We start from the raw sequence: 23,883 nt of genomic DNA, 5'->3' as shown, positions 1-23,883 counted from the left end.
TTCTTTAGCGAAGGTACTTTTTTAGGCTCCTTTGCATTAGAAACCCGTTATTGATTACGGCCGTGCAGGAATTCGAGCAATCCGTTCAGATCCAATGCATTCAGGACGGATGATTCCTTGATCCAGCCTTTCCTTGCGGCTGTTACGCCTATCTTCATATGCTCTAGCGTATCCACTTTATGTGCATCTGTATTAATGACAAGCTTGACACCTTCATCCTGTGCTTTCCTTAAATGTTCGGATGCCAGGTCAAGTCTGTTCGGATTGGCGTTCAATTCAAGTGCTGTATTTGTTTCTTTTGCCAGCTGTATCAGCATGTCGATATCAACTGAATATCCTTCACGACGTCCGATCAGCCTTCCAGTCGGATGGGCGATGATATCAACATTTGCATTTACAAGAGCAGTCTTCAAACGATTCATGATTTTTTCGGTTGGCTGGGAAAAAGAAGAGTGGATCGATGCAATGACCAAGTCGAGATCTGCAAGCAAATCATCTTCAAAATCCAATGTACCATCCGGCAAAATATCCATTTCTATACCTGTCAAAATCGTAAAATCATCAAACTTTTTGTTCAGTTCCTTCACTTCTTCAATTTGCTTCCTGAGACGTTCTGGCGTCAGACCGTTCGCTACCTTCAAATACTGGGAATGGTCGGTGATCGCCATGTATTTATAGCCTCTTGCGATACACTCCTGTGCCATTTCCTCGATTGAATGGCCGCCATCGCTCCATGTTGAATGCATATGAAGATCACCTTTAATGGCCTCCAGGGTTATGAGTTTCAAATCTTCTTTATATAACTCGACTTCCGAGCCGTCTTCTCTTAACTCAGGCGGGATGAAAGGAAGACCGAAATACTGGTAAAAATCCTCTTCCGATTTGAAAGTAGTGATTTCTCCTGTTTCTACATTCTCTACACCATATTCGCTGATTTTTTCTCCTTTTTCCTTCGCAAGCTGCCTCATTCTCACATTGTGGTCTTTTGAACCAGTGAAGTGATGGAGCGCAGTCGCAAATTCTTCCGGATCAACAAGGCGGAAGTCGACGTTCACATCATAATCCAAACCAAGTGTGACCGATACCTTCGTATCGCCTGCCGCGATAATTTCTTTGATTTTCGGCAGCTTGACCAGTTCGTCCTTCACAGCCAGAGGTTTTTTTGTAGCAATGATAAAGTCCAGATCCTTGATTGTCTCTCTCATCCTGCGAAGGCTGCCTGCTTTTGAAAATTGTTCGATTTCCTCTATCTTTTGAAGATATGATTCAATTAATTCCGCAACCGGCAGCATATATGCAAGCGGCAGTCTATCCGGCCTTGTACCAAAGTTTTCAATTGCCGCAAGAATCTTTTCTTCCGATTTCTTGCCAAATCCTGCTAGGTCTTGGATTTTCCCTGCCTTCGCAGCTTCCTCAAGGTCATGGATACTTTCTACTCCAAGCTCCTTATAAAGCTTGGCAATCTTCTTGCCACCCATTCCCGGCAGCTGCAGGAGCGGGATCAGCCCGCTCGGCACTTCTTCCTGCAATTCCTTGAGTTCTGTTGATTGTCCTGTATCCATGAATTCCCTGATCACACCAGCAGTGCCCTTACCGATTCCTTTGAGTTCAGTGAGCTCGCCCATCTCTGACATGCTGCGCTCATCTCCCTCAAGTGCAGCCGCCGCTTTACGGAATGCGGAGACCTTGAATGGATTTTCACCTTTTAATTCCATATATATAGCGATCGTTTCAAGTAATTGTACGATATCTTTTTTATTCACAGACATGATGTCCACCTGCCTTTTCAATTTCTCGACCGGATTATGCCGGACGCAGTCATTGTCTTCTATTTTATAGAAAACAAGCCCAGCTGTGAAATTAAATGAAAAATTTCAGGATGAAGATTTAAAAATAGCCTGTATGCAGGCAGTTTTCACCCTGGTTATTTCCTTTCCACACAATGGCGACCCTTTATGTAAAAAAACAGTAAAATAAAAAACTTCTCCGCAACAGAGAAGTTATGCAGCCATATGTTCGATCCAAAGTTGTTTAATTTGCTGGGAAAATACCGGGGTATTTTTTATGATATTTTCGGCTAGAATTGAATCGTTCAGCGGTCCTTGAACAGCCTGGATCGGCAATAAAGCAGCGATGTAGAGAACGATAAACAAAAGCAGGTATACTTCGACAAAGCCGAGTAACCCTCCGGCCCAGACGTTCAATTGCTTCAGAACTGGAAGGTGGGCGACAAAATCGAGCATCGAACCGATGATCTGGAGCAAAATTTTTACGGCAAAGAAGATGGCTGCAAAAGCAATTGCCCGATAATATGCATCTTCTAAATTGGCATTCTCAAATAGCAGATTCAACGTTGTATTGCTGCCAAGATTCGGATATGGAATCCACAGAGTCAGCTTGGGCGCAAGCTGCTCATAATATATGTATGCAACGATGAAGGCTGCGATAAATCCAGCCAAATGGATGGTCTGCAGGATGAACCCTCTCTTCAATCCAACGATGAAGCCAATAAGCAAAATAGCTAATACAGCAAGATCAAGCATTCATTTTTCAGTCCTTTAACCTTTTAATTTCCGCTTCGAGCGATTCTACACGATCTTTCATTTTTATGTAATCATTAACGGCATTCACAGCCGTCAACACAGCTAATTTACTAGTATCAAGTGAAGGATTCGCTGAACCGATTTCTCGCATTTTATCGTCTACCATCGAGGCAATGAGCCGGATATGGCTGGTGCTTTCTGAGCCGACTATTGTGTATTGCTGTCCGTATATATCGACAGTCGACCGATTTTTTTTTGTGTCTGACAACATTTATGCCCCCATTCATAAGAATCCTATCTTATACTATAACATGAACGCAAAAGGCTGGGAAGTGTTTGCCTGTCAGTTCTGTATGAATTTTGGAAGAAAATGTCTAATGATGAAATAGTTAACCAGGGAGTGTAGTTCAATGGGAAATAGTGTCCTTCAGAAAAGTCCGGAAGAAATCAAAAAGATGAAAGAGTATTATAGTAAATTTCTAACTGATAAGCTTCCCCCAGGCAGCGTTTTTGCAGCCAAAACTCCTTCCTGTGCCATCACTGCCTATAAATCAGGAAAAGTATTGTTCCAGGGAAAAGATGGCGAGGCCGAGGCAGCCAGGTGGGGAACAGCAATGGCCCCTTCTGCTAAAAAAGCAGCGGCATCAGTACCAGGATCGCATTTACCTAAGAATATCAGCGAAATGTCCATCATTGGTTCGGACGAGGTTGGCACGGGCGATTTCTTCGGCCCGATTACTGTTGTTGCGGCCTATGTCAGGCGGCAGGATATACCCGTATTAAAGGAACTAGGTGTCCAGGATTCAAAGAATCTCAAGGATGATAAAATCATCGAGATCGCCAGACAGCTAGTAACCTTTTTGCCCCACAGCCTGCTGACACTGCATAATGAAAAGTACAATCAGATGCAGATGAAAGGTATGTCCCAGGGAAAGATGAAAGCCCTCCTGCACAATCAGGCGATCAATCATGTTCTTGAAAAAATTGCCCCTGAAAAACCTGAAGCGATTCTAATTGATGAATTCGCGAAAGAACCCATTTACTTTGCACATTTGAAGGGCCAGCGAAAGATCATCCGGGAAAACGTCCTGTTCAGCACAAAAGCAGAAGGAATTCACCTCGGTGTGGCAGCAGCTTCGATGATTGCCCGCTACGCGTTTGTCCGTCACTTTGAAAGCTTGAGCAAACGAGCGGGATTCACGATTCCGAAAGGCGCCGGTGCAGCTGTGGATAAAGCAGCGGCCAGACTCATCTTGGACAAAGGTATCGATGTACTGCCTGAATACGTCAAACTTCATTTCGCCAATACTGAAAAAGCGAAGAAAATTGCGAGAGTATAAACATATGAAAAAGACAGCCCACGGGCTGCCTTTTTCATATTTATCCTCTTAATACTGCTCCAGCTTTTTCTTCAAGAGCTGCAAGGACTTTATTATGTGCTTTAGCAATGTCTTCGTCTGTCAGTGTTTTTTCTGGATCGAAGTATTTCAGTGAGAATGCAAGTGATTTCTTGCCTTCTTCCATTTTTTCACCTTCGTAAAGATCGAAAACATGTACTTCTTTTAAAAGTACTCCGCCTGCTTCAGTGATGATCTTCTCCAGGTCGCCGGCGGCAGTTGCTTTTTCCACAACAAGGGCTATATCCCTTGTGATGGATGGGAAGCGCGGGATTGCAGTGTACTGCAGCGGTGCAGTTTCTGCTTCCAATAATGCTTTTAGTGATAACTCGAAAACATAAGTTTCTTTCAGGTCGAGTGATTTTTGCATGGTTGGATGAACTTGGCCGATGAAGCCGACCACGCGGCCGTTCAGCATAATTTCTGCCGTACGTCCAGGGTGCAGTCCATCCAGCTGAGCCTTTAGGAATCCTAGCTGGCTTTCAAGGCCCAGCTTGGCAGACAGGCCTTCTACAATTCCTTTTAATACAAAGAAATCTACAGGCTTCTTTTCACCTTGCCATGGATGGCTTTCCCACAGGCCTGTGATGGCTGCAGCAAGGTGTTCGCGCTCCTCTGGAAGCTCTTCGTTGTTGTTTTTCAGGAAGACTGCTCCCGTTTCATAAACAGCTACACTGTCAATCTGGCGAGCATTATTGTATTTCAATACTTCGAGCAGCTGGGGCACGATGCTTAAGCGCAACAGGCTGCGGTCTTCACTCATCGGCATTGCCAGTTCAACAGGCTCTCGCTTATCCAATGCGTACTGTGTCGCTTTCTCCGCGCTGGTAAGGGAATACGTCACTGCCTGGTAAAGGCCTGCGCCCTCCATGTAGCGGCGGACAACACGGCGCTTTTTCTGATATTCAGAAAGATGTCCAGGTGTTGACTGACCTTCAGGAAGGGTTGTCGGCAGATTGTCATAGCCATACAGACGGCCAACTTCCTCAATAAGATCTTCTTCAATTGTAATGTCCCCGCGGCGAGTAGGAACTGTGACTGTAATTATGTCATTGTCGACAGTAGTTTCGAACTTCAGGCGGGCAAAAATGTTCTCGACCTGCTTCATTTCAAGCTCTGTTCCCAATACTTTATTGATTTTTCCAAGAGTGGTTGAAACAACAGCTGGCTTCACATCGAGGAAATCTGCTTCCACTACGCCGCCAAGAAGTTCCCCTCCAGCAAGCTCGATCATCAATTCAGCCGCACGTTCCGCAGCTGGACGCACCCTTTCAGGATCCACGCCTTTTTCATAACGCGAGCTTGCTTCGCTTCGCAAACCATGGTCCTTTGAAGCCTTTCGGATCGCACCTCCTGTAAAATAAGCAGACTCAAGCAGGACAGTCGTTGTATCGCTGCCTACCTCGGAATTTGCTCCGCCCATTACGCCTGCAAGCGCAACCGGCTCTGTTCCGTTAGTGATGACTAGGTGATCAGGAGTCAATGTGCGTTTCACATCATCAAGTGTTTCGATCACTTCGCCATCCTTTGCGCGGCGGACTAGGATATCTTTTGATCCCAATTTATCGTAATCGAATGCGTGAAGCGGCTGTCCGTACTCCAATAAGATAAAGTTCGTGATATCAACCACGTTATTGTGTGGACGGATGCCAGCAGCCATCAATCTTGTTTGCAGCCAGACTGGTGATGGGCCAACTTTTACATTCTTGATCACTTTCGCAACGTATAGAGGGTTATCTTCTTTGGCCTCAACCGTTACGTTAATATAGTCGCTTGCCTGCTCTGATGAAGTCTCAGGCTGTGGATTCGGGAGTTTAACATCCTTACCTAGAATCGCTCCAACCTCATAGGCGACACCAAGCATGCTCATCGCATCAGCACGGTTTGGAGTCAAACCAAGCTCAAGGATTTCGTCATCCCTGTTAAGGACTTCAAGCGCGTCCTGGCCGATTTCCGTGTCAGGAGTGAAATTGTAGATTCCCTCAGCATACTCCTTCGGTGCCAGCTTGCCTTCAATGCCAAGCTCCTGAAGCGAGCAAATCATACCGTGGGATTCTTCCCCGCGAAGTTTTGCTTTTTTAATTTTGAAGTTGCCAGGCAAAACAGCACCTACTGTTGCAACGGCAACCTTCTGTCCTTTACCGACATTCGGTGCACCGCAGATAATCTGGACTGTCTCACCGTTTCCAAGGTCAACGAGTGTTTTGTTCAGCTTCTCTGCATTCGGATGCTTTTCGCATTCAAGTACATGGCCGACAACTACGCCCTTCAAGCCTTCATTTAATTTTTCAACGCCTTCTACCTCGATGCCGCTTTTCGTGATTTTTTCGGCAAGCTCTTCAGCAGATACGCCTTCCAAATCGATATATTCCTGCAGCCATTTATATGATACCAACATGGTTTTACCCTCCTAATCCTTATTCTTCCACTGAAAATTGCTTCAAGAAACGGACATCGTTTGTATAGAAATGACGGATGTCATCGACTCCATACTTGAGCATCGCAATACGCTCAGGTCCCATTCCAAAGGCAAAGCCAGTGTATTTCTTTGAATCATATCCAGCCATCTCCAGTACGTGCGGATGGACCATCCCAGCTCCAAGGATTTCGATCCAGCCGGTACCCTTACATACGCTGCAGCCTGATCCACCGCAGATTTTGCAGGAGATATCCATTTCGACAGATGGCTCAGTGAAAGGGAAGAAGCTAGGGCGCAGACGGATTTCGCGGTCTTCGCCGAACATTTTCTTTGCAAAAACTTCAAGAGTACCTTTAAGGTCACTCATCCTGACATTCTCGTCAACTACAAGGCCTTCAATTTGCATGAACTGGTGGGAGTGTGTCGCATCATCGTTGTCACGGCGATATACCTTGCCCGGGCAGATGATTTTCACAGGACCCTTGCCCTGATGTTTTTCCATTGTCCTTGCCTGGACTGGGGATGTATGTGTGCGCATCAGTGTTTCTTCTGTGATGTAGAATGAATCCTGCATGTCACGCGCGGGGTGTCCTTTCGGAAGGTTCAATGCTTCAAAGTTATAGTAATCTTTTTCAACTTCTGGACCTTCTTCTACTGTGTAACCCATGCCGATGAAAAGATCTTCAATCTCCTCGATGATGCTTGTAAGCGGATGATGGCTCCCAGTCTTTACAGGTCTGCCAGGAAGGGTAACATCAATTTCTTCAGCTGCCAATTGTTTTTGAACGGCTGCTTCCTCGAGTTCCTTTTGCTTCACTTCAATCTGGCCGGAAATCGCATCGCGGACTTCATTGGCCAGGGCACCCATTTTCGGCCTTTCTTCAGCCGATAACTTGCCCATTCCTTTTAACACTTCTGTGATTGGACCTTTTTTCCCAAGATAGGAAACGCGGATATCATTCAATTCTTTAAGGTCAGCTGCTGCAGCGACTTTTGCAAGAGCCTCAGCCTGCAGTTCTTTTAAACGATCCTGCATGGTAAATCCTCCTTCAATTTCTTCTTTTTTTGAACACAAAAAGACCTCATCCCGGATAAAGGGACGAGGTCTTGGTTATCGCGGTACCACCCTTTTTAACAGGCAATACAGTTATGTATTACGTGTTCGCTTCATTGAGATAACGGCTTTTGTGCCGATGCATCTTTACGCTTATAAAAGCGGTCCCGACGCCAACTCAGGAGGTGAACTTCGCTTGCCTGGTTCCATAAAAATGCTTCCAGTCATCGGCATTTTCTCCCTGGATGGCCATCCTCAAGCTACTTTTCTCCGTCATCGTTTTTAAAATATTAATTTTGGTGTTTATTATAGTATATTCTTTGCGCAGTATCAAATGGTTTTAAGAAAAAATGAGCCTATTTTGCTGTTTTTAAATAATATAGTAAAATACCTGCTGCGACCGCGACATTCAGCGACTCACTTTTGCCGTAGAGTGGGATATAGAGATTTTGCGTTGTTTTTTCCAGCAGTTCTTTATTTACGCCGCTTCCTTCATTTCCAACGAGGAGGGCGAATGCTTCGTTGCTGTGCGCCTCTGTGTAAACAACTCCATTTTCAAGGGCAGTTCCATAAACCGGTATGTTTTTAGCTTGAAGCTCAGTGATCCATTCCGAAAGATCACCATTTACAACTGGCAAATGGAAATGGCTTCCCTGGGCAGAACGCAGAACCTTTGGATTATACATATCGACACTGCCTTTGCCGACAACGACTGCATCAATCCCGGCTGCATCGGCTGTCCTGATCATCGTGCCAAGGTTGCCCGGGTCCTGGACAGAATCAATCAGCAAATAGCTTTTTCCTTCTGTCAGCGTCTGCTTAGATTGCCGGCATACTGCAAATATCCCCTGAGTTGTTTCCGTATCAGCGAGCTGCTTGCTGATTTCATCCGTTACAACCGTAACCGAAATGGAGCCGTAATCGAGACCAGGCGGCAACTCCGTTTTTTCGCTTAAAATAATTTCGTCAACATCTTCTTTTTTCGTGAGTGCTTCTTCAACTAAATGGAAGCCCTCGACAAGAAACATGCCGGACTTGTCACGTTCCTTGCGCGTCAGCAATTTCTTCCACTGTTTAACTTGCGGATTTTTATCAGATTGAATGTACTTCAACTCTGGCTCTCCTTTAATATGGCTTGTCAATTTTACTATTATAGCTCAAAACAGATACATAATAAAACCAAAATTGTTAATCCTATAACCATCTTGGTATTTTGAAAGGAGTTTAAGCAAAGGATGAATTTAAACCTTAGGAATGCTGTCATTTCAAATGTAGCAGGAAACTCACAGGACGAGCTTAAAGATACGATCGTCGACGCAATCCAGAATGGCGAGGAAAAAATGCTTCCGGGACTGGGAGTTTTGTTCGAGGTAATCTGGCAGAACGCTTCTGAAGAAGAAAAGCAGGAAATGCTGAATGCACTGGAAGATGGATTGAAAGGAAAGCAATAAATTGGGAAGGACTCCTTCATTTTGAGGAGTTCTTTTTTTTGGCTCTTTTCGTAAACTTTGTTGCTTTATCAAAGAGGTGTAACCTTTAAGAATCTAGATTACCAACAGTCAATGTGAAAAACCTAAAGCCGCTTTTAAAGTGATATAAGCTAAATAGTAGGTCGGTATTAAGTTGCATGCTCTTTTCTCATCAGTAGAGCCACCTTTGCAAAGTAACATAGTTTATTCAATAGGATTTTGCGGTCAATAGCAACAAAGTTTGAGAAGAGAGCCTTAAAACAGAGAAGAGGAAGCCATCGGCTCCCTCTTTTATTGCTTATTCGAAAGTGATTTTTTCAACTGTTTCTTTATCAAGACGCTTGATGACTTCAACGATCAGCTTTACAGCGTTTTCGTAGTCGTCACGGTGAAGCATTGCTGCGTGCGAGTGGATGTAGCGTGTCGCAATTGTGATGGACAACGCTGGTACACCGCGATGTGTCAGGTGGATAGCACCAGAATCCGTTCCTCCGCCTGCTACTGCATCGAACTGATATGGAATGTTCAGCTCATCAGCCAGGTCTGTGACAAAGTCACGAAGTCCCTTGTGTGATACCATCGATGCATCATAGATGATGATCTGTGGTCCGTCACCCATTTTGCTGAGCGCCTCTTTTTCGGTAACGCCAGGAGTATCTCCGGCGATTCCTACATCAACGCCGAAAGCGATGTCAGGCTGGATCATTTGAGCGGAAGTTTTCGCACCGCGAAGGCCGACTTCTTCCTGAACTGTTCCGACGCCATATACGACGTTCGGATGCTCAGCATCTTTAAGACCCTTCAGGACATCGATCGCAATCGCACAGCCAATGCGGTTATCCCATGCTTTTGCAAGAAGCATCTTTTCATTGTTCATGACAGTAAATTCGAAGTAAGGTACGACCATGTCGCCAGGAGTAACTCCCCATTCCTTCGCTTCGTCACGGCTTGATGCACCGATATCGATGAACATATCTTTGATATCAACTGGCTTTTTGCGTGCTTCTGGCGGAAGGATGTGAGGCGGTTTAGAACCGATGACCCCAGTGATTTCCCCTTGGCGGGTAACGATGGTCACGCGTTGTGCAAGCATGACCTGGCTCCACCAGCCGCCGACTGTCTGGAAGCGGATGAATCCTTTGTCATCGATGCTTGTCACCATGAAGCCAACTTCGTCAAGGTGGCCAGCAACCATGATTTTCGGTCCATTCTCATTGCCGACTTTCTTTGCGACCAGGCTGCCCAGGCCGTCCGTCGTTACTTCATCAGCTAATGGAGTTATGTATTTCTTCATTACTTCTCTAGGCTCACGCTCATTGCCGGGAATGCCCTTGGCATCGGTTAAATCTTTTAGCATTGTTAATGTTTCATCTAATTTCGCCATTATTTCGACTCCCTTAATATGTAGTTTCGAGTTCCATTATACTAGACATCACGGGTATTGTACAAAAAATTCTGCCTAATAACCTTTTCGCTGCCTCTCATAATTTACTTCATTTTTCTTAATATATGCCTGCTCAATTTGATCCTCATTCAGACCAAGCATCTGGGCAAGCTTCAGGTAGCCCTGAAATAATTGTTCGTAATCTTCTTTCCTGCGGCTGTTCCTGAATTTATGGACGGACTTATAAATCGAGAGAAACTGCTTGCTTGTATCGGTTTCCTCAGATCCGTTTTGAGTAATGGACTCAAGACTTTCAAATCCACACTCAATGCCCAGAGACAGGATAAAATGAACTCCATCCACAAATTCCTCAAGGATGATCTCTGTTTGGGAGGGCGGCTTTACACTCCAAAACTTGAAGCATCTCGTTTCATTCGCAAGCTCGCCGATTTCAACAAGCAGCGCAAGGACCTTCCTGTCAAATAAATCCTCATGCTCTAATTTATGCTGCGATTCAATATGTTGGTCCAGTGCTTTTTGCATTTTAAATAGGGTAATTGTATTCATTGTCAGCTCCATCTAGTCATTTTATCACTTAAAAGAAACCGGCTTCCGGATAACAGACAGCCATTAACTTCTTATACTCCAATTCTGTATCAAATCCGATGTTATTTTGACAGCTTTTCCTTGTCTCCCTTCAAACCTGTCATAATTCCGGCTTTATTTTGACAGGTTTCCCTCGTTCTCAGTCAAACCTGTCCTAACTTGACCTGACTACGGTCAGCTTTCCCCGGTTTCCCTCAAACCTATTTTCTGCTCGTGCCGATACGCCACTAAAAAAAGTATAAATCAATTATAAAATAGTTGAAACTATTTGGAATCTCATCCGTAAATAAGGAAAGTTCGCATTGGAGGGGCAGTCATGATCCTGCTTTTACGTCTTATTTTATTACTCATATTCATTTTCCTGATATATAGCGCGGTGAAGTATTTATTTCATCCGAAAAGGAAGCTGGAGCTTGCTCATGAGCAGAAGCGCTATTTCTTATTGGATGACACAAACAATGTCCGGAAGAATTTCTTGTTAACATATAAGGGTGTTTTATTTGAAGGTGAAAAGTATTTAGGCACAACTCCATCTGCATTTGAAGTTGTTTCCATTTTCATCTGGCCTAAAAAAACGTCTGCGTTGAAGGGACTCGTCTTGGAAGATTTCCAATTCATCGAACGGAAAATCCGCGAGAACTATCCGGCCGCTAAAATCGACTGGAAAAGTCCGATCAAGGAATTCATGGCGAATCATGACCAGAATGAAGAGCTATAAATGAAAAAGCGTCCGGCCAATACCGGACGCTTTTTCTAATGCCATCAGAATCATACAATCCAGCACTTGTCTTGCACTTTTCCTATGATGTCGCATCAAAAAATTCCCGCCACCTAATGAAGGTAATTTTCTCCCGTAACATATAGGCTAACACCAAAAATAAAATCATTAATATGATGCCTGTTGCTGAGTTAAACTCTCCGACATACTCCCCGAATAACGTATAAAAGATAACGAATGGAATATTCGCGAGAAATGAAGCAAACAGAAAGTCTTTAAAACTACTTTTCCGCTCGTATAGGCAAAAGCTTAGCAGCTGATAATGAATCACCGGCACAAGCCTCAACAGCGCGACCTGGGCGACGGTCAGATCCCTAAAGCGCCCTACAAGCCTTTTTTTCAGCCTGCTTAGCTTGTTCATCATCTCTGGAATCTGTCTCATTAAAAAGTAGAATAATATACTTGCCCCCGACAAACCGAGCAGCGAATATACAATTCCGGGTACGACCCCAAACATTAATCCGCCAGCGATACAGACAACCGCAGGAGGTATGAAAACAAATTGGCGGAAAACATGAAACAAGATGAATACAACCGGTGCATACCAGCCTCCAGATTCCACAATTATCAGCAGCAATGACCACGCATCTTCCATTCTTGTCACCTGCCCGCGAGTCTTTGTTGCTACTAGCTTATAAAATCATACAAGCTGTTATGCCAAAAGCTTAAATAAATATGTAAATATACCAATCTCAATGATTGCCAGCAGCGGCAGTCCATATTTAAACTGGGCATGCTTCGTCTTATGTCTGTAATGCTTCATTCCAGCTGTTGCCCCGGTCGCTCCTCCAAGAAATGCAATATTCCATAATGTTTTTTCGCTTATTCGATAATGATTGTTTCTTGCCCGCTTTTTATCCATTCCCATGATTAAGAATCCTGCAAGATTCATGACTAAGATCACGCCAGCCAAGAACAAGTTCTCCACATCTCCACTTCCCCTTCAAGTTCCTATGGACTCATTATATCTTAAAAAAGATTGTCTTTCCCTTGATTACTGCTTTCGAACATGTACTTTTGCTCAGCATTATTAAAGGTATCTGGGCTCTTTTCGAGGAGATTCTGGAACAAGGGTTGCGGTAAAAAACGTAAAAAACAGCTGCCGGTTTTCCTTTCCTCGAGAAGTTTCCAAAAAGATCCTTATAAAAGAAAAAACCACTCTCATTATGAGAATGGTTCGTCTTATCGGTTTGATTAATTGTTGAATTGTTGCTTAGCTGTTTCAGCCAATTGAGCGAATGCTGCTGCATCGCTTACTGCAAGTTCAGCAAGCATTTTGCGGTTTACTTCGATACCTGCAAGCTTAAGGCCGTGCATCATACGGCTGTAAGAAAGGCCGTTCATGCGAGCTGCTGCGTTGATACGAGCAATCCAAAGTTTGCGGAAGTCGCGCTTCTTCTGGCGACGGTCGCGGAATGCATACATTAGGGACTTCATAACCTGCTGGTTAGCAACTTTGTATAATGTATGTTTAGAACCGAAATAACCTTTTGCTAATTTAATGACTTTTTTACGACGCTTGCGCGTAACTGTACCGCCTTTTACACGTGGCATGTAATTTCCCTCCTATATAAATCGAGCTCGCTCGAGTTTACTTAATGTTGTCAAGCATGTGACGAATACGTTTGAAATCGCCTTTTGAAACAATTGCAGATTTGCGAAGCTTACGCTTAGCTTTTGTAGACTTGTTAGCAAATAAGTGGCTAGTGTAAGCGTGTGAACGCTTAAGCTTGCCAGTTCCAGTTTTCTTGAAACGCTTGGCAGTGCCGCGGTGAGTTTTCATTTTTGGCATAGGGACTTCCTCCTCGTTACTTTTCAGTTTTAGGTGCTAGTACCAGGAACATGCTTCGGCCATCCATCTTTGGATGCGATTCAATTGTCGCTACATCTTTGCAAGCTTCAGAGAAGCGATCAAGAACACGCTGACCGATTTCCTTATGAGTTATAGCACGGCCTTTAAAACGGATTGATGCTTTAACTTTATCGCCTTTTTCCAGGAACTTGATAGCATTGCGCAACTTCGTGTTGAAGTCATGCTCATCAATTGTCGGGCTAAGACGTACTTCTTTTGTTGTGATGATCTTCTGGTTCTTACGTGCTTCTTTTTCTTTCTTTTGCTGTTCGAACTTGAATTTTCCGTAGTCCATGATTCGGCCTACAGGAGGCTTCGCGTTCGGAGCAACAAGCACAAGATCAAGATTGACGCGCGCTGCGATCTCAAGAGCCTCAGCTTTGGATTTAATTCCTAATTGCTCGCCGTTTTGATCGATCAGACGAATTTCGCGAGCACGAATTCCCTCGTTTAGTAACATCGCATCTTTGCTAATAATTAGCCACCTCCAGGGTTTTATCGAATACATTGTCAAGGAGAAGAAGTACATTGCCAGGCCGAAGCCTCATCTTGCTCACACAATGACATACGATATAGTCCAATTTTTATTTTGCAATAAAAAAAGTGCAGGCGACGACACCCACACTTACGGAAACAAAATAATTAGACGTTTACGTATTACCTGCCAACAGCCTTAACGCGTCAGCCAGGTGAGAAGCGGGTGCTTCTTCTTTCCTAAAACTTGTATTCAGTTCACTCTTGCTAATATAGCATAAAGAAATTGATGTGTCAAACGAATCACTTTCGTTAACTGCAACAAAAAGTATTGTATCAGATAGAAATTCAGGCTGCAATACTTTTTTTCGCGCTTCCTTGAATTCAACTTTAAAAAGGCATCCCTAATATGTTAATTTATCATATTTCCACTTATGATTTCTTGGTATAATCGATGGTAGAAATAGACAGGAAAGCTGGTGTACATATGCTGATCGCAATCATCATTACCGGTGTGGTCACTGGACTGCTCGCTGGCACCGCATTGAAATTTTTCAGGACTGGCTATGGTTTTTCGAATGATATTGACAATAAGCCTGTAAACATCAAATCATGCCGGAATTGCGGCCAGAGGATTCAACGCAGTTATACAAAGAATTTGTGTCCTACCTGTTCCAAACCAATTGAATAATTTATAAAAATAAGAGGAGCCAGCAGGCTCCTCTTATTTTATGTCCAGCCCCAGCGCTTGTCCGGGCTGATCAAGGCACTTGCGCTTTTCTTATTTCTTCGCTTCCTTCCTGAATGACTCCAGGAATTCATCAAATGAAATTGTTTCGGATTTCTGTTCGCCGTATTTACGGACGTTGACTGCTTTGTCAGCGACTTCATTGTCACCGACAACGAGCATGTAAGGAACCTTCTGCATTTGCGCTTCACGGATCTTATAGCCGATTTTTTCGTCGCGGCCATCGATTTCAACGCGGAAGCCTTCTGCTTTAAGCTTCTCTTTGATTTCTTTTGCATAGTCATAGTGAACTGCAGGTGAAACAGGGATAATTTGTGCCTGGACTGGAGCCAGCCAAGTCGGGAACGCTCCTTTGTATTCTTCGATCAGGAAGGCTACAAAGCGTTCCATAGTCGATACGACACCGCGGTGGATGACGACAGGACGATGATGCTTTCCATCTTCACCGATATAAGTCAGGTCAAAGCGTTCGGGAAGCAAGAAGTCCAGCTGGACAGTTGAGAGAGTTTCTTCTTTGCCAAGTGCAGTCTTAACCTGGACATCAAGCTTCGGTCCGTAGAATGCCGCTTCGCCTTCAGCTTCGAAGTAATCAAGACCCATTTCATCCATCGCTTCCTTAAGCATAGCTTGAGCCTTTTCCCACATCTGGTCATCATCGAAGTATTTCTCTTTGTCATCAGGATCGCGATATGACAGACGGAACGAATAATCATTCATATCAAAATCCTTGTAGACTTCAAGGACAAGCTCTACTACACGCTTGAACTCTTCCTTGATCTGATCAGGACGGACAAAGAGGTGAGCATCGTTCAAAGTCATGCCGCGCACACGCTGCAGCCCAGCCAGCGCGCCAGACATTTCATAACGGTGCATAGTCCCAAGCTCGGCAATCCTGATTGGAAGTTCTCTGTAGCTGTGGATGCTGTTTTTGTACACCATCATATGGTGCGGACAGTTCATCGGTCTTAAAACAAGCTGTTCATTTTCCATCTCCATTACCGGGAACATGTTTTCCTGATAGTGTTCCCAGTGTCCGGAAGTTTTATAAAGGTCGACACTTCCCATTACCGGAGTGTAGACATGGTCATAACCAAGGCTCACTTCTTTATCAACGATATAGCGTTCGATAATGCGGCGGATTGTCGCACCTTTTGGAAGCCATAACGGAAGCCCCTGGCCTACCTTCTGTGAATTTGTAAATAAACTTAGTTCTTTACCAAGTTTGCGGTGATCACGCTCTTTCGCTTCTTCAAGCAGCCTCAAGTGCTCTTTCAAATCTTCCTTCTTGAAGAAAGCGGTACCGTAAATACGCTGGAGCATCTTGTTGTCACTGTCGCCGCGCCAGTATGCACCAGCAATGCTCAACAGTTTGAATTCCTTCAGCTTGCCAGTCGATGGAACATGTACGCCGCGGCAAAGGTCGACAAAGTCTCCCTGTTCATAAAGAGTGACCTTTTCATCCGCCGGGATTGCTTCAATCAACTCAAGCTTATATGGGTCACCAAGCTCTTTGAAAAACTTGACTGCTTCCTCACGGCTTACCTCTTTACGGACAATCTCAATGTTCTCATTGATGATTTTCTTCATTTCCTTTTCAATTTCCGGCAAGTCTTCCGGAGACAAGGAATGTTCCATATCGATATCATAGTAGAAGCCGCCTTCAATTACCGGCCCTACTCCGAGATTAACATCTTTATACAGACGCTTGATTGCCTGTGCCATTAAGTGAGCTGAGCTGTGGCGCAGGATTTCAAGCGCTTCTGGATGGTCCGGAGTGACGATTTCAATTGCTGCATCCTCCTCGATCGCTCTCTTGAGATCATACGGCTGTCCATTGACCATACCGGCAATGGCTTTCTTCTTTAGGCCCGGGCTGATTGAGCTGGCAATATCTTCAGTTGTTGTGCCTGCCGGAAACTCCTTCACTGCTCCATCTGGAAACGATATTTTTAACATGTCTGCCATTGGCTTTTCCTCCCTTTAAAAAGTGGCGCAATTTTTTGCGCGAAAAATAAAAAAACCCGTCCCTGAAACAGGGACGAGTTTGATCACACGTGGTTCCACCCAATTCCCACTCTTGCGCAAAATTAACGCAGGAATGGCTCTGGTTGCGGTAACGGCTTCTGCCGCCAGCCAATACTTGCCCTATGGCGTTCATAGCTGGAGTTCAGAGGTGGTAAGCGTTTCTTTTAGTGTTAGGAAGTTTTCAGCCAAGCCTTCCCTCTCTGGAAACCATTCAAGAATGCCCATGTCCTCATCATTACATTTACTATTGATTCAGTATGTACGTAATTATAGTTTGTAATGTTTTGAAAATCAAGTGGGCTATTGTATATTTTCACGTTCCTCTTTAAAAAAGTTTACCTTTTCATCTTGGAAAGCGGAAACCGGACTGACTTTCACACGTTCTTCAAAAAGATTGATAATCGTCCTCACTAACGGCTGGTGGGGATCGTCCGTGTACAAGTAAATGGTCTCAGGCGCAATTGACAGCAGCGGAGCAATCGTTCCAGAGTCAACATAGACAGGATGGTTGACAAGCAGCTTGCGGTCAATCGTTTTAAACAGATCACTCCGTTTCATTTCTGTGAATTGCTGATTATAGAAGGCCATATTTTCGTCAAACACCAGATATAAATAGGACATCTGCGGTTTCCTGTCCTCCAGGAAATCTCTCAGTGTATGCAGGAAAACCTGGTATTCTTGTTCCATCTTATACTCATCGATCGCAACCTCTACCCATTTCGAGAGCTGTTCAATATAGGCCTTCAGCCTGAACATCACAAATGAGTCGAAAGAAAATGAAATTCTCTCATTGAAAATTTCATTGATTGAACTCTGGATGATCCCTTGTTCCTCGACACCTTCCATGAAAGGAACAAGTTCTTTACGGCTGCCTTCTATGACGGAGTAAATGATATCAAGGATTTGATCCTGTTCTTCACTGTCATTATAAAAATATGATTCTGCCAGGATGGCTCTTAGCCAATCATCACGTTTCACCTTTAAAATAAAATCATAAACACTTTTTTTGAGTACCGGCATTTTTTCATTTTTATAAAATTCTTCTGGAATAAGCACTCTATTTCGATCTTCATGAAGAAGAATTGAATTCGTTTCCTGCCATGAAGCAAGCCTGGCGACTAAATGCTGATACAAATTCCAGGCATCCTGCTTTTTTTGGAAGATGATTTCAATCAACCATATCCCCCCTCTTAAATAATCCCTGATTATATATATGGGGGACTTGGACAATTTAGAAGTATCCATATGATGTATAAATGGTTATAAGTGCAAAAAAAATGCGCCGCAGCTTGATTAGCGGCGGCACATTTTTATATTCTGCGATTCTTGCCTTCGACTTTTACCGGATCGGCAAGATATTTAATCCGTTCCATGATTCTTGCTGCCTTCAATTGTTCTTCTTCTCCCCGCTGGCTGTGCGTTAGATGATGCTCCAGCCCTTTCAGGTCGAAGTTCGATGTAAAGAAGGTTGGAAGGTTCTCCAGCATGCGGAACTGCAGGATTGTCCCTAGGATTTCATCCCTTGCCCAGCTGCTCATGGTTTCTGCTCCGATGTCATCAAGCATGAGAACATTTGCCTTTTTGATGGCTTCCAGCTTGTCATTGACAGTATGGTCACCAATCGCATTTTTCATTTCACGGAAAAATTCAGGCACATACACGATTAATGAGCTGACTTGTTTCTGCGACAGTTCATTCGCGATTGCCCCAAGCAAGTAGGATTTACCTGTTCCGAACGGTCCATGAAGGAACAGGCCCTTTTGCTTTTGGCCCGGATCATAATTCTGAACAAAATCTTTTGCCATCTTGATCGCATTAAACCTTCCGGCGTCAACCTCAATATCCCCGAACGATGCCTTCAAAATTTCCTTAGGCACAAAAATGCTGTTGATCAGGCGTGCGTTCTTTTGCTGCTCATCATGCAAGACCTTCTTTTTGCATCGGTCATATTTTATGTCAATGAAATTTCCTTTTATGAAAAGCTCTGGCTCATAGCCCTTGATCATATTCTTGCAGCCTGCGAGGCTCTCGCAATCTTCACAGCCTTTGCTCTGGTTTGAGAACTCATACAGCTTTGACATACTGCCGTCAAGCATTTCCCTGGTGATATACTCCGCATTCTCATCCAGGAATTCCTTGATGTGCTTATCTTGCATGACCTGCCTCTTAATCGCTTCATAGCGCTCCTGGAAATTCTGGTTATTTGCCAGCTTCTTCAATGTTTCATTAATGTTTTGCAAAAGGATCACCTCCCAGATTTGAATTTCTTCAGTTCTTCTTCAAGCTTTTTCTTTTCTATTTCAAAATCAGGGTCTGCGCCTGCAGGATCCGTTTGTTGCTGAGGTTCACCCTCGCCCTTTTTCCCAAACCAATCCGGCAGTACCTCTTTGCGGACCGGCTTTCTTTTGCCTGAAGAGGAAGAAGGTGTCTTCTTGCCATCAGCCCATTCAAGATACTGCCTGTGCTCGCTTTTAGCCAGCTGCATCGCATCCTTGACCGTCGATATCTGCTTCCTGGACCAGTGGCTGGCGATTTTTTCGATATAACCCTTTGCCAGCTTCATATCCGTCTTGAGCATAACATATTGAACTAAAACATTCACGACTCCCGGCAGCAGCTTTTGCTTGAACATAACCTCTTCGATGATCTGCAGGTCCCCTTTGGACGGCTCGGCACCACCTGAGAGATCGATCAGAAGCTGACGAGGGGATGTTTTTTCAAAATAAACCACCAATTCCTCTTCCTGCGTTTTCGGCTTCTCAATCCCAGCTTTATGCTGGACTGGCTGCGTCCGGTCCATAAGTGCAGGAAGCTGGTCCTGGTGTTCAAATTGGTACCAGTCACGGGCGGCTTTCCGTAATTCCTCTATATCAATTTCATTCTCAGCATTCACAGAGCTCAACACGATGTTCTTCATCTTCAGGGCATCAATTCCATATAGGAAAGCAAGATTGCTGATTGCTTCTTTAACCCTCGAGGTAAAAGCCTTTTTTGGTATGAGAGATTCCTGAAGTCCTCCCAAAAGCAAATCAAAGTTGAACTCCACAGGGTCAATCTGTATTTTGGAAGCCTCTGCCCTGCCAATGAATGCGTTGCCTTCCTCCGTGTCCAGATCGGCAGCTGAATCCTCATTATAGATAAGCGCCTGAGTAGGTACAGATAAGAAAACGTCCTGGAATGCCTTCGTAATCTCCTCATATCCAGGCTCGGATTCTGTACTTTTATCGCTGAAAAATCGCTTGAGCCGCAAAAACTGATTTTTTCCGACCTTGCGATACAAATAGACATTTAACATGCCATCAAGGAAGTATTGTTCAGGAGTCAGCGGCGGCTGCAATTCATAAATGAATGAACGCCCTTCCTCGCCATTTTTCACATAAGTCTTCAGCAATCCCATGCCTTCAAGTTTTTGGCGAGCCTGATAAATATCCTTCAGGTTCATATCCATGATTGTCATCAAGTTATGGTGTGTGACAGGCTGTGACCAAAGCCGGTTCTCTTCCAGTTCAGCCCATAGTGTCATATAAAGGCTTAAACAAGCTGGCCCAATCAAAGGCTGGTATAAGAAAGTGAGCACCTTGCGATCGTAGTCATGCAATAAGCCGCCAGATGCCACAATATATTGGTCTACAGGCAAAGTCTCCTGCCAATGCTGAGCCATCCTATTCCCTCCATTCCTCATCGTAAAAATAGAACTTTGTTTTATGGATTTTTAATCCCTTGCCGAAAATTAAGGGCAGCCTTAAAAAGAGCTGAAGTTCCCTTCAGCTCTTCAGGTGGTACCGAGGTGTTATGATTGTTCTCTCTTTAATAACTCTTTCAATTCATCAATAAAGACATTGATATCCTTAAACTGGCGGTAAACTGATGCGAATCGCACATAGGCGACTTCATCAATCTTAGCCAGCCTGTCCATGACCATTTCCCCAACGGCTTCGCTCTTAACTTCAGAGACTCCATGGCTGCGAAGTTCTTTTTCTACTTCGGAAACCAGATCCTCAAGTTCCTTCAAAGCGACTGGACGCTTTTCACAAGCTTTAATCAGACCGCGAAGGAGTTTTTCACGATTGAACTCTTCGCGCGTACCTTCTTTTTTTACGACAATCAAAGGAATTTCTTCAACCTTCTCAAATGTGGTGAAGCGAAATCCGCAAGCTTCGCATTCGCGTCTGCGTCGAATTGATCGGCTATCGTCAACCGGTCTTGAATCAAGAACCCGGGTAGAGTTATTTTGGCAAGTTGGACATTTCATCTCGATCAGCTCCGAATATTTTGAAATATAGAATGAGCGAAGGACCATTCACTTTTTTCGCCAATACGTCCCTAAGCATTCTCCTTATTATTATCTTATAAAAAAGATGGTGTCTGGACAAGTGGAACTATTGATTTCTATATTTGCCTGAGCCAATAAATGTGTGCGTTTTGTCCAGCTTTTCATATATCTTGACCAATTCTTGTTTGAGGGCAGGGTTGATGCCTGCCAATGAAAACTTTTCAGTAGAGATATGTAAGTCGACAGCGGTCTCAAATGGTTTTGTCGTGATCACAGTGGCCGTTAAAAAGGCAGGAATCTTCCCCTTCAGCTCGGCTGATATTTCTCCATGTTCCTTGGAAACATTCGTTATTTTGTATGAGGAGTCAGCCTTCAGCAAGTCTTCGACCGTCTGGAACACCTGGTTAAAGTTCGCTTTATAATAACGTGTCTTTAGCTGATCGTCCCTGTTGTTTTCACTTGTTCCGCTGAATTTCTCGTACCGTCCTGTTATGGATTTTAATAAAGACATCAAAAATCCTCCTGCATATTATTTCTACTAACAGTTTACCGTATTTTCAGGTAAATTAAAAAGAGGTGTATCGCTACACCTCTTGTGAATTTTCATATTTTCAATTATAGAGCCTTAGCTTGTGCTTGCTTTACATGCACAGGGCCCATGCCGCGTGGAATTTCGATATTCTCACGAGTTTGAGCACCTAAAGCTTCTGCAATATAGTCAGCTGCAATGTTAGGATTCAGATCGCCGCACGTATATACATCAATGCTGGCGTACCCGTGTTCTGGGAAGCTGTGAATAGTTAAATGAGATTCGGAAATAATGACAACTCCGCTTACACCTTGTGGCGCAAATTTGTGGAATGCCACCTCGCGGATTTCAGCACCCGATTTCAATGCTGCTCCAACAAAAGTTTGTTCAATAAAATCCATATCATTCAATTTTTCAAAATCGCAACCCCAAAGTTCAGAAATTACATGACGACCCATTGTTTCCATATTCAATTTCCCCCTCTAACAGTATTAGAATGAAATCCTTAGCTTCAATGGTATCTTAACTACCACGGGGGAAAGTTAGTCCAGAGAGGTCCTAACCCTTTAAGTAGCCAATTGGTACCGTTATTAAGAAGTTCACGATGACTAGTATACTTTGTTTATATTTTTTTTGCAACACATGAAAACAAATTTTTTTCATGAATTTCAGGCTTGAATTTTTATAGTCTGATAGATGGCCATCCCAAGGCCTTCCTTAGGGTCTTCCGCTTAAAAACCGGTATGTATTTTACATGGTGATCTCTGAAAATCACGAGTTAAAATGGGGAGTGATATTATACAAAAATAAAAAGCTTGCCGATAAGCAAGCTTTTTACATTATAAGAATTATCCTACCTTTACAGCTGCAGAGTTAGACATTGCATGAGCTACATGCTTTGTCAGGTCCACAACCCTGCTGGAATAGCCCCATTCGTTGTCATACCATGCAAGAACCTTTACTTTGTTGGCACCAATGACCATAGTAGACAAACCATCAATGATCGCAGAATGTTCATTCGTGTTAAAGTCGATTGAAACTAGCTGATCTGTCGTGATATCAAGGACGCCTTTAAGCTTTCCTTTTGATGCTGAATAAAAGGCATCATTGATTTCGTCCACTGTTACCTCACGATTCAAATCGACAACCAGGTCAACTAGTGAAACATTTGGAGTCGGTACCCTCAGCGCCATGCCATGCAGCTTTCCTTTAAGCTGAGGCAGCACAAGTGAAAGTGCCTTTGCTGCTCCGGTTGAGGTTGGAATGATAGATTGGCCGCAAGAACGCGCCCTGCGCAGATCCTTGTGCGGATTATCGATATTATTCTGGTCATTCGTATATGCATGTACAGTCGTCATCAAACCGTTTTCGATACCGAAAGTATCATCCAGCACTTTCGCGACCGGTGCCAGACAGTTTGTCGTGCATGATGCATTCGAAATGATATCATGTTTTTCAATGTTTAATGCGCTTTCATTTACTCCCATGACAATAGTGATATCTTCATTCGTACCAGGTGCTGTCAAAATGACCTTCTTAGCGCCAGCATCAAGGTGAAGAGCAGCCTTGTCACGTGAGTTAAATTTACCTGTAGCTTCTATGACAATATCAATCTTCATTTCCTTCCATGGAAGCTCAGCAGGATTTCGATTGCTTAATAGCTTAACTGTCTTACCGTTGACAACCAGGTGATCATCAGACGGGATGACTTCTCCAGCAAATTGCCCATGAGTGGAATCATATTTTATTAAATGCGCCAGAGTTTCAGCTGGATAGCTCGCATTAATCGCAACAACCTCAAGATTTTCTTCAAGAATGGCTCTTCTGAACACCATTCTTCCAATTCTCCCAAAACCGTTAATCGCAATTCTCGCCTTCATTGTACGGCCCCTTCCGAATTAGTGTTATACTCAATTACCCCTTTGTATGGTATTAGTATAACATATTAAAAATTATTTGTGATAAATAAATGCACACATTTAAAATATAAAATAATTCTGATAATAATAATCATTTAGGGTGATTAAAAAGTTAATGAAAAACCATCAAGGATATAAAATGACTCTTGATGACTGTGGAACCTTGACTACTTCGGTTGAAAAGCAGCTTGAATACTCTTCATAACTTTTCTTACGACCATCTATTGAGAATTAATTAGCTTTCATGGTCTTTATAACCTCTTTATTGACCATCCTCCTAGATTCAATCAGCTTTCATGGTCTTTATAACCTCTTTATTGACCATCCTCCTAGATGAAATCTGCTTTCATGGTCTTTATAACCTCTTTATTGACCATCCTCCTAGATGAAATCAGCTTTCATGGTCTTTATAA

At 43.6% G+C, this 23,883-nt stretch carries 25 protein-coding genes and 2 other annotated features; of the genes, 4 read left to right on the top strand and 21 right to left on the bottom strand.

The features are described from left to right. Positions 1–47 precede the first annotated feature (47 nt). The 3 genes from polX to zapA all read right to left on the bottom strand — a co-directional run bounded on the left by polX (position 48) and on the right by zapA (position 2,811). Positions 48–1,769 carry a DNA polymerase/3'-5' exonuclease PolX gene (gene polX / locus J7E35_RS05710; protein ID WP_214777835.1) on the bottom strand — a complete coding sequence of 574 codons (1,722 nt, stop codon included), beginning with the start codon at positions 1,767–1,769 and terminating at the stop codon, positions 48–50. A gap of 231 nt (positions 1,770–2,000) precedes the next feature. Further along, positions 2,001–2,543, bottom strand: coding sequence for a CvpA family protein (locus J7E35_RS05705; protein ID WP_214777834.1), 543 nt, complete (start codon positions 2,541–2,543; stop codon positions 2,001–2,003). A 7-nt stretch (positions 2,544–2,550) separates the two neighbouring features. Then, positions 2,551–2,811: a cell division protein ZapA gene (gene zapA, locus J7E35_RS05700; protein ID WP_192471538.1), complete on the bottom strand. Its 261-nt coding sequence runs from the start codon at positions 2,809–2,811 to the stop codon at positions 2,551–2,553. A 142-nt stretch (positions 2,812–2,953) separates the two neighbouring features. On the opposite strand from zapA, the gene rnhC reads away from it, so the two are divergent. Beyond that, positions 2,954–3,883, top strand: coding sequence for a ribonuclease HIII (rnhC, locus tag J7E35_RS05695; protein ID WP_214777833.1), 930 nt, complete (start codon positions 2,954–2,956; stop codon positions 3,881–3,883). 40 nt (positions 3,884–3,923) lie between these two features. Here rnhC and pheT read toward each other — a convergent pair whose 3' ends face one another. From pheT to J7E35_RS05675, 3 genes are all read right to left on the bottom strand, one after another. Next, a complete protein-coding gene (gene pheT / locus J7E35_RS05690) occupies positions 3,924–6,338 on the bottom strand; it encodes a phenylalanine--tRNA ligase subunit beta (protein WP_214777832.1) in 2,415 nt (804 codons plus the stop codon). Between the two features lie 19 nt (positions 6,339–6,357). Further along, entirely contained in the window at positions 6,358–7,395 is a 1,038-nt protein-coding gene (gene pheS / locus J7E35_RS05685) for a phenylalanine--tRNA ligase subunit alpha (protein WP_214777831.1), read from the bottom strand. Between the two features lie 56 nt (positions 7,396–7,451). Then, positions 7,452–7,699: a binding site (T-box leader), on the bottom strand. A gap of 70 nt (positions 7,700–7,769) precedes the next feature. Then, complete coding sequence (locus J7E35_RS05675) at positions 7,770–8,525, bottom strand: TrmH family RNA methyltransferase (protein ID WP_214777829.1); 756 nt, start codon at positions 8,523–8,525, stop codon at positions 7,770–7,772. A gap of 123 nt (positions 8,526–8,648) precedes the next feature. Here J7E35_RS05675 and sspI point away from each other — a divergent pair, with 123 nt between their 5' ends. Continuing rightward, the gene (sspI, locus tag J7E35_RS05670; RefSeq protein WP_023627056.1) at positions 8,649–8,864 is read left to right on the top strand and encodes a small acid-soluble spore protein SspI; all 216 of its coding nucleotides are present in this window, start codon (positions 8,649–8,651) and stop codon (positions 8,862–8,864) included. A gap of 316 nt (positions 8,865–9,180) precedes the next feature. Here sspI and J7E35_RS05665 read toward each other — a convergent pair whose 3' ends face one another. Both J7E35_RS05665 and J7E35_RS05660 read right to left on the bottom strand, forming a co-directional pair. Then, the gene (locus J7E35_RS05665) at positions 9,181–10,266 is read right to left on the bottom strand and encodes a M42 family metallopeptidase (protein WP_214777827.1); all 1,086 of its coding nucleotides are present in this window, start codon (positions 10,264–10,266) and stop codon (positions 9,181–9,183) included. A gap of 75 nt (positions 10,267–10,341) precedes the next feature. After that, positions 10,342–10,833 (bottom strand): dUTP diphosphatase, encoded by a 492-nt coding sequence (locus J7E35_RS05660; RefSeq protein WP_214778684.1) that lies wholly within the window; start codon positions 10,831–10,833, stop codon positions 10,342–10,344. A gap of 355 nt (positions 10,834–11,188) precedes the next feature. On the opposite strand from J7E35_RS05660, the gene J7E35_RS05655 reads away from it, so the two are divergent. Further along, complete coding sequence (locus J7E35_RS05655; protein ID WP_214777825.1) at positions 11,189–11,590, top strand: sigma-w pathway protein ysdB; 402 nt, start codon at positions 11,189–11,191, stop codon at positions 11,588–11,590. An 82-nt stretch (positions 11,591–11,672) separates the two neighbouring features. Here the strand turns inward: J7E35_RS05655 and J7E35_RS05650 are convergent, their stop codons facing one another. The 5 genes from J7E35_RS05650 to infC form a co-directional block, all read right to left on the bottom strand. Further along, entirely contained in the window at positions 11,673–12,245 is a 573-nt protein-coding gene (locus J7E35_RS05650) for a TVP38/TMEM64 family protein (protein WP_214777823.1), read from the bottom strand. A gap of 57 nt (positions 12,246–12,302) precedes the next feature. Further along, positions 12,303–12,578 carry a DUF1294 domain-containing protein gene (locus J7E35_RS05645; RefSeq protein ID WP_353050011.1) on the bottom strand — a complete coding sequence of 92 codons (276 nt, stop codon included), beginning with the start codon at positions 12,576–12,578 and terminating at the stop codon, positions 12,303–12,305. A 266-nt stretch (positions 12,579–12,844) separates the two neighbouring features. Next, positions 12,845–13,204 (bottom strand): 50S ribosomal protein L20, encoded by a 360-nt coding sequence (rplT, locus tag J7E35_RS05640; protein WP_214777821.1) that lies wholly within the window; start codon positions 13,202–13,204, stop codon positions 12,845–12,847. A gap of 37 nt (positions 13,205–13,241) precedes the next feature. Next, entirely contained in the window at positions 13,242–13,442 is a 201-nt protein-coding gene (gene rpmI / locus J7E35_RS05635) for a 50S ribosomal protein L35 (protein WP_023627047.1), read from the bottom strand. Between the two features lie 16 nt (positions 13,443–13,458). Then, a complete protein-coding gene (gene infC, locus J7E35_RS05630; protein ID WP_167832854.1) occupies positions 13,459–13,980 on the bottom strand; it encodes a translation initiation factor IF-3 in 522 nt (173 codons plus the stop codon). A gap of 113 nt (positions 13,981–14,093) precedes the next feature. Continuing rightward, positions 14,094–14,220, bottom strand: a sequence feature (ribosomal protein L20 leader region). A 210-nt stretch (positions 14,221–14,430) separates the two neighbouring features. Between infC and J7E35_RS05625 the strand changes: the two genes are divergently transcribed. Beyond that, entirely contained in the window at positions 14,431–14,667 is a 237-nt protein-coding gene (locus J7E35_RS05625) for a hypothetical protein (RefSeq protein WP_214777819.1), read from the top strand. A gap of 90 nt (positions 14,668–14,757) precedes the next feature. Here the strand turns inward: J7E35_RS05625 and thrS are convergent, their stop codons facing one another. The 8 genes from thrS to J7E35_RS05585 form a co-directional block, all read right to left on the bottom strand. Beyond that, positions 14,758–16,689, bottom strand: coding sequence for a threonine--tRNA ligase (gene thrS, locus J7E35_RS05620; RefSeq protein WP_214777817.1), 1,932 nt, complete (start codon positions 16,687–16,689; stop codon positions 14,758–14,760). Between the two features lie 360 nt (positions 16,690–17,049). Continuing rightward, on the bottom strand, positions 17,050–17,925 hold the full coding sequence (ytxC, locus tag J7E35_RS05615; RefSeq protein WP_214777815.1) for a putative sporulation protein YtxC: 876 nt from the start codon (positions 17,923–17,925) through the stop codon (positions 17,050–17,052). Positions 17,926–18,059: 134 nt separating this feature from the next. Continuing rightward, on the bottom strand, positions 18,060–18,989 hold the full coding sequence (dnaI, locus tag J7E35_RS05610; RefSeq protein ID WP_214777813.1) for a primosomal protein DnaI: 930 nt from the start codon (positions 18,987–18,989) through the stop codon (positions 18,060–18,062). Positions 18,990–18,994: 5 nt separating this feature from the next. Then, entirely contained in the window at positions 18,995–20,410 is a 1,416-nt protein-coding gene (locus J7E35_RS05605; protein ID WP_214777812.1) for a replication initiation and membrane attachment family protein, read from the bottom strand. 129 nt (positions 20,411–20,539) lie between these two features. Then, positions 20,540–21,001, bottom strand: a complete 462-nt coding sequence (gene nrdR / locus J7E35_RS05600; protein WP_041967634.1) for a transcriptional regulator NrdR — start codon at positions 20,999–21,001, stop codon at positions 20,540–20,542. A gap of 127 nt (positions 21,002–21,128) precedes the next feature. Then, positions 21,129–21,533, bottom strand: a complete 405-nt coding sequence (locus tag J7E35_RS05595) for a hypothetical protein (RefSeq protein ID WP_214777811.1) — start codon at positions 21,531–21,533, stop codon at positions 21,129–21,131. A gap of 104 nt (positions 21,534–21,637) precedes the next feature. Further along, a complete protein-coding gene (gene speD / locus J7E35_RS05590; RefSeq protein WP_192471432.1) occupies positions 21,638–22,018 on the bottom strand; it encodes an adenosylmethionine decarboxylase in 381 nt (126 codons plus the stop codon). A 381-nt stretch (positions 22,019–22,399) separates the two neighbouring features. Beyond that, positions 22,400–23,431 carry a glyceraldehyde-3-phosphate dehydrogenase gene (locus J7E35_RS05585; RefSeq protein ID WP_214777810.1) on the bottom strand — a complete coding sequence of 344 codons (1,032 nt, stop codon included), beginning with the start codon at positions 23,429–23,431 and terminating at the stop codon, positions 22,400–22,402. Positions 23,432–23,883 lie beyond the last annotated feature (452 nt).

The sequence above is a fragment of the Bacillus sp. ISL-45 genome (genome assembly GCF_018613195.1).
Lineage (GTDB): Bacteria > Bacillota > Bacilli > Bacillales > Cytobacillaceae > Mesobacillus.
This window is presented reverse-complemented; position numbering and strand designations above follow the sequence as displayed.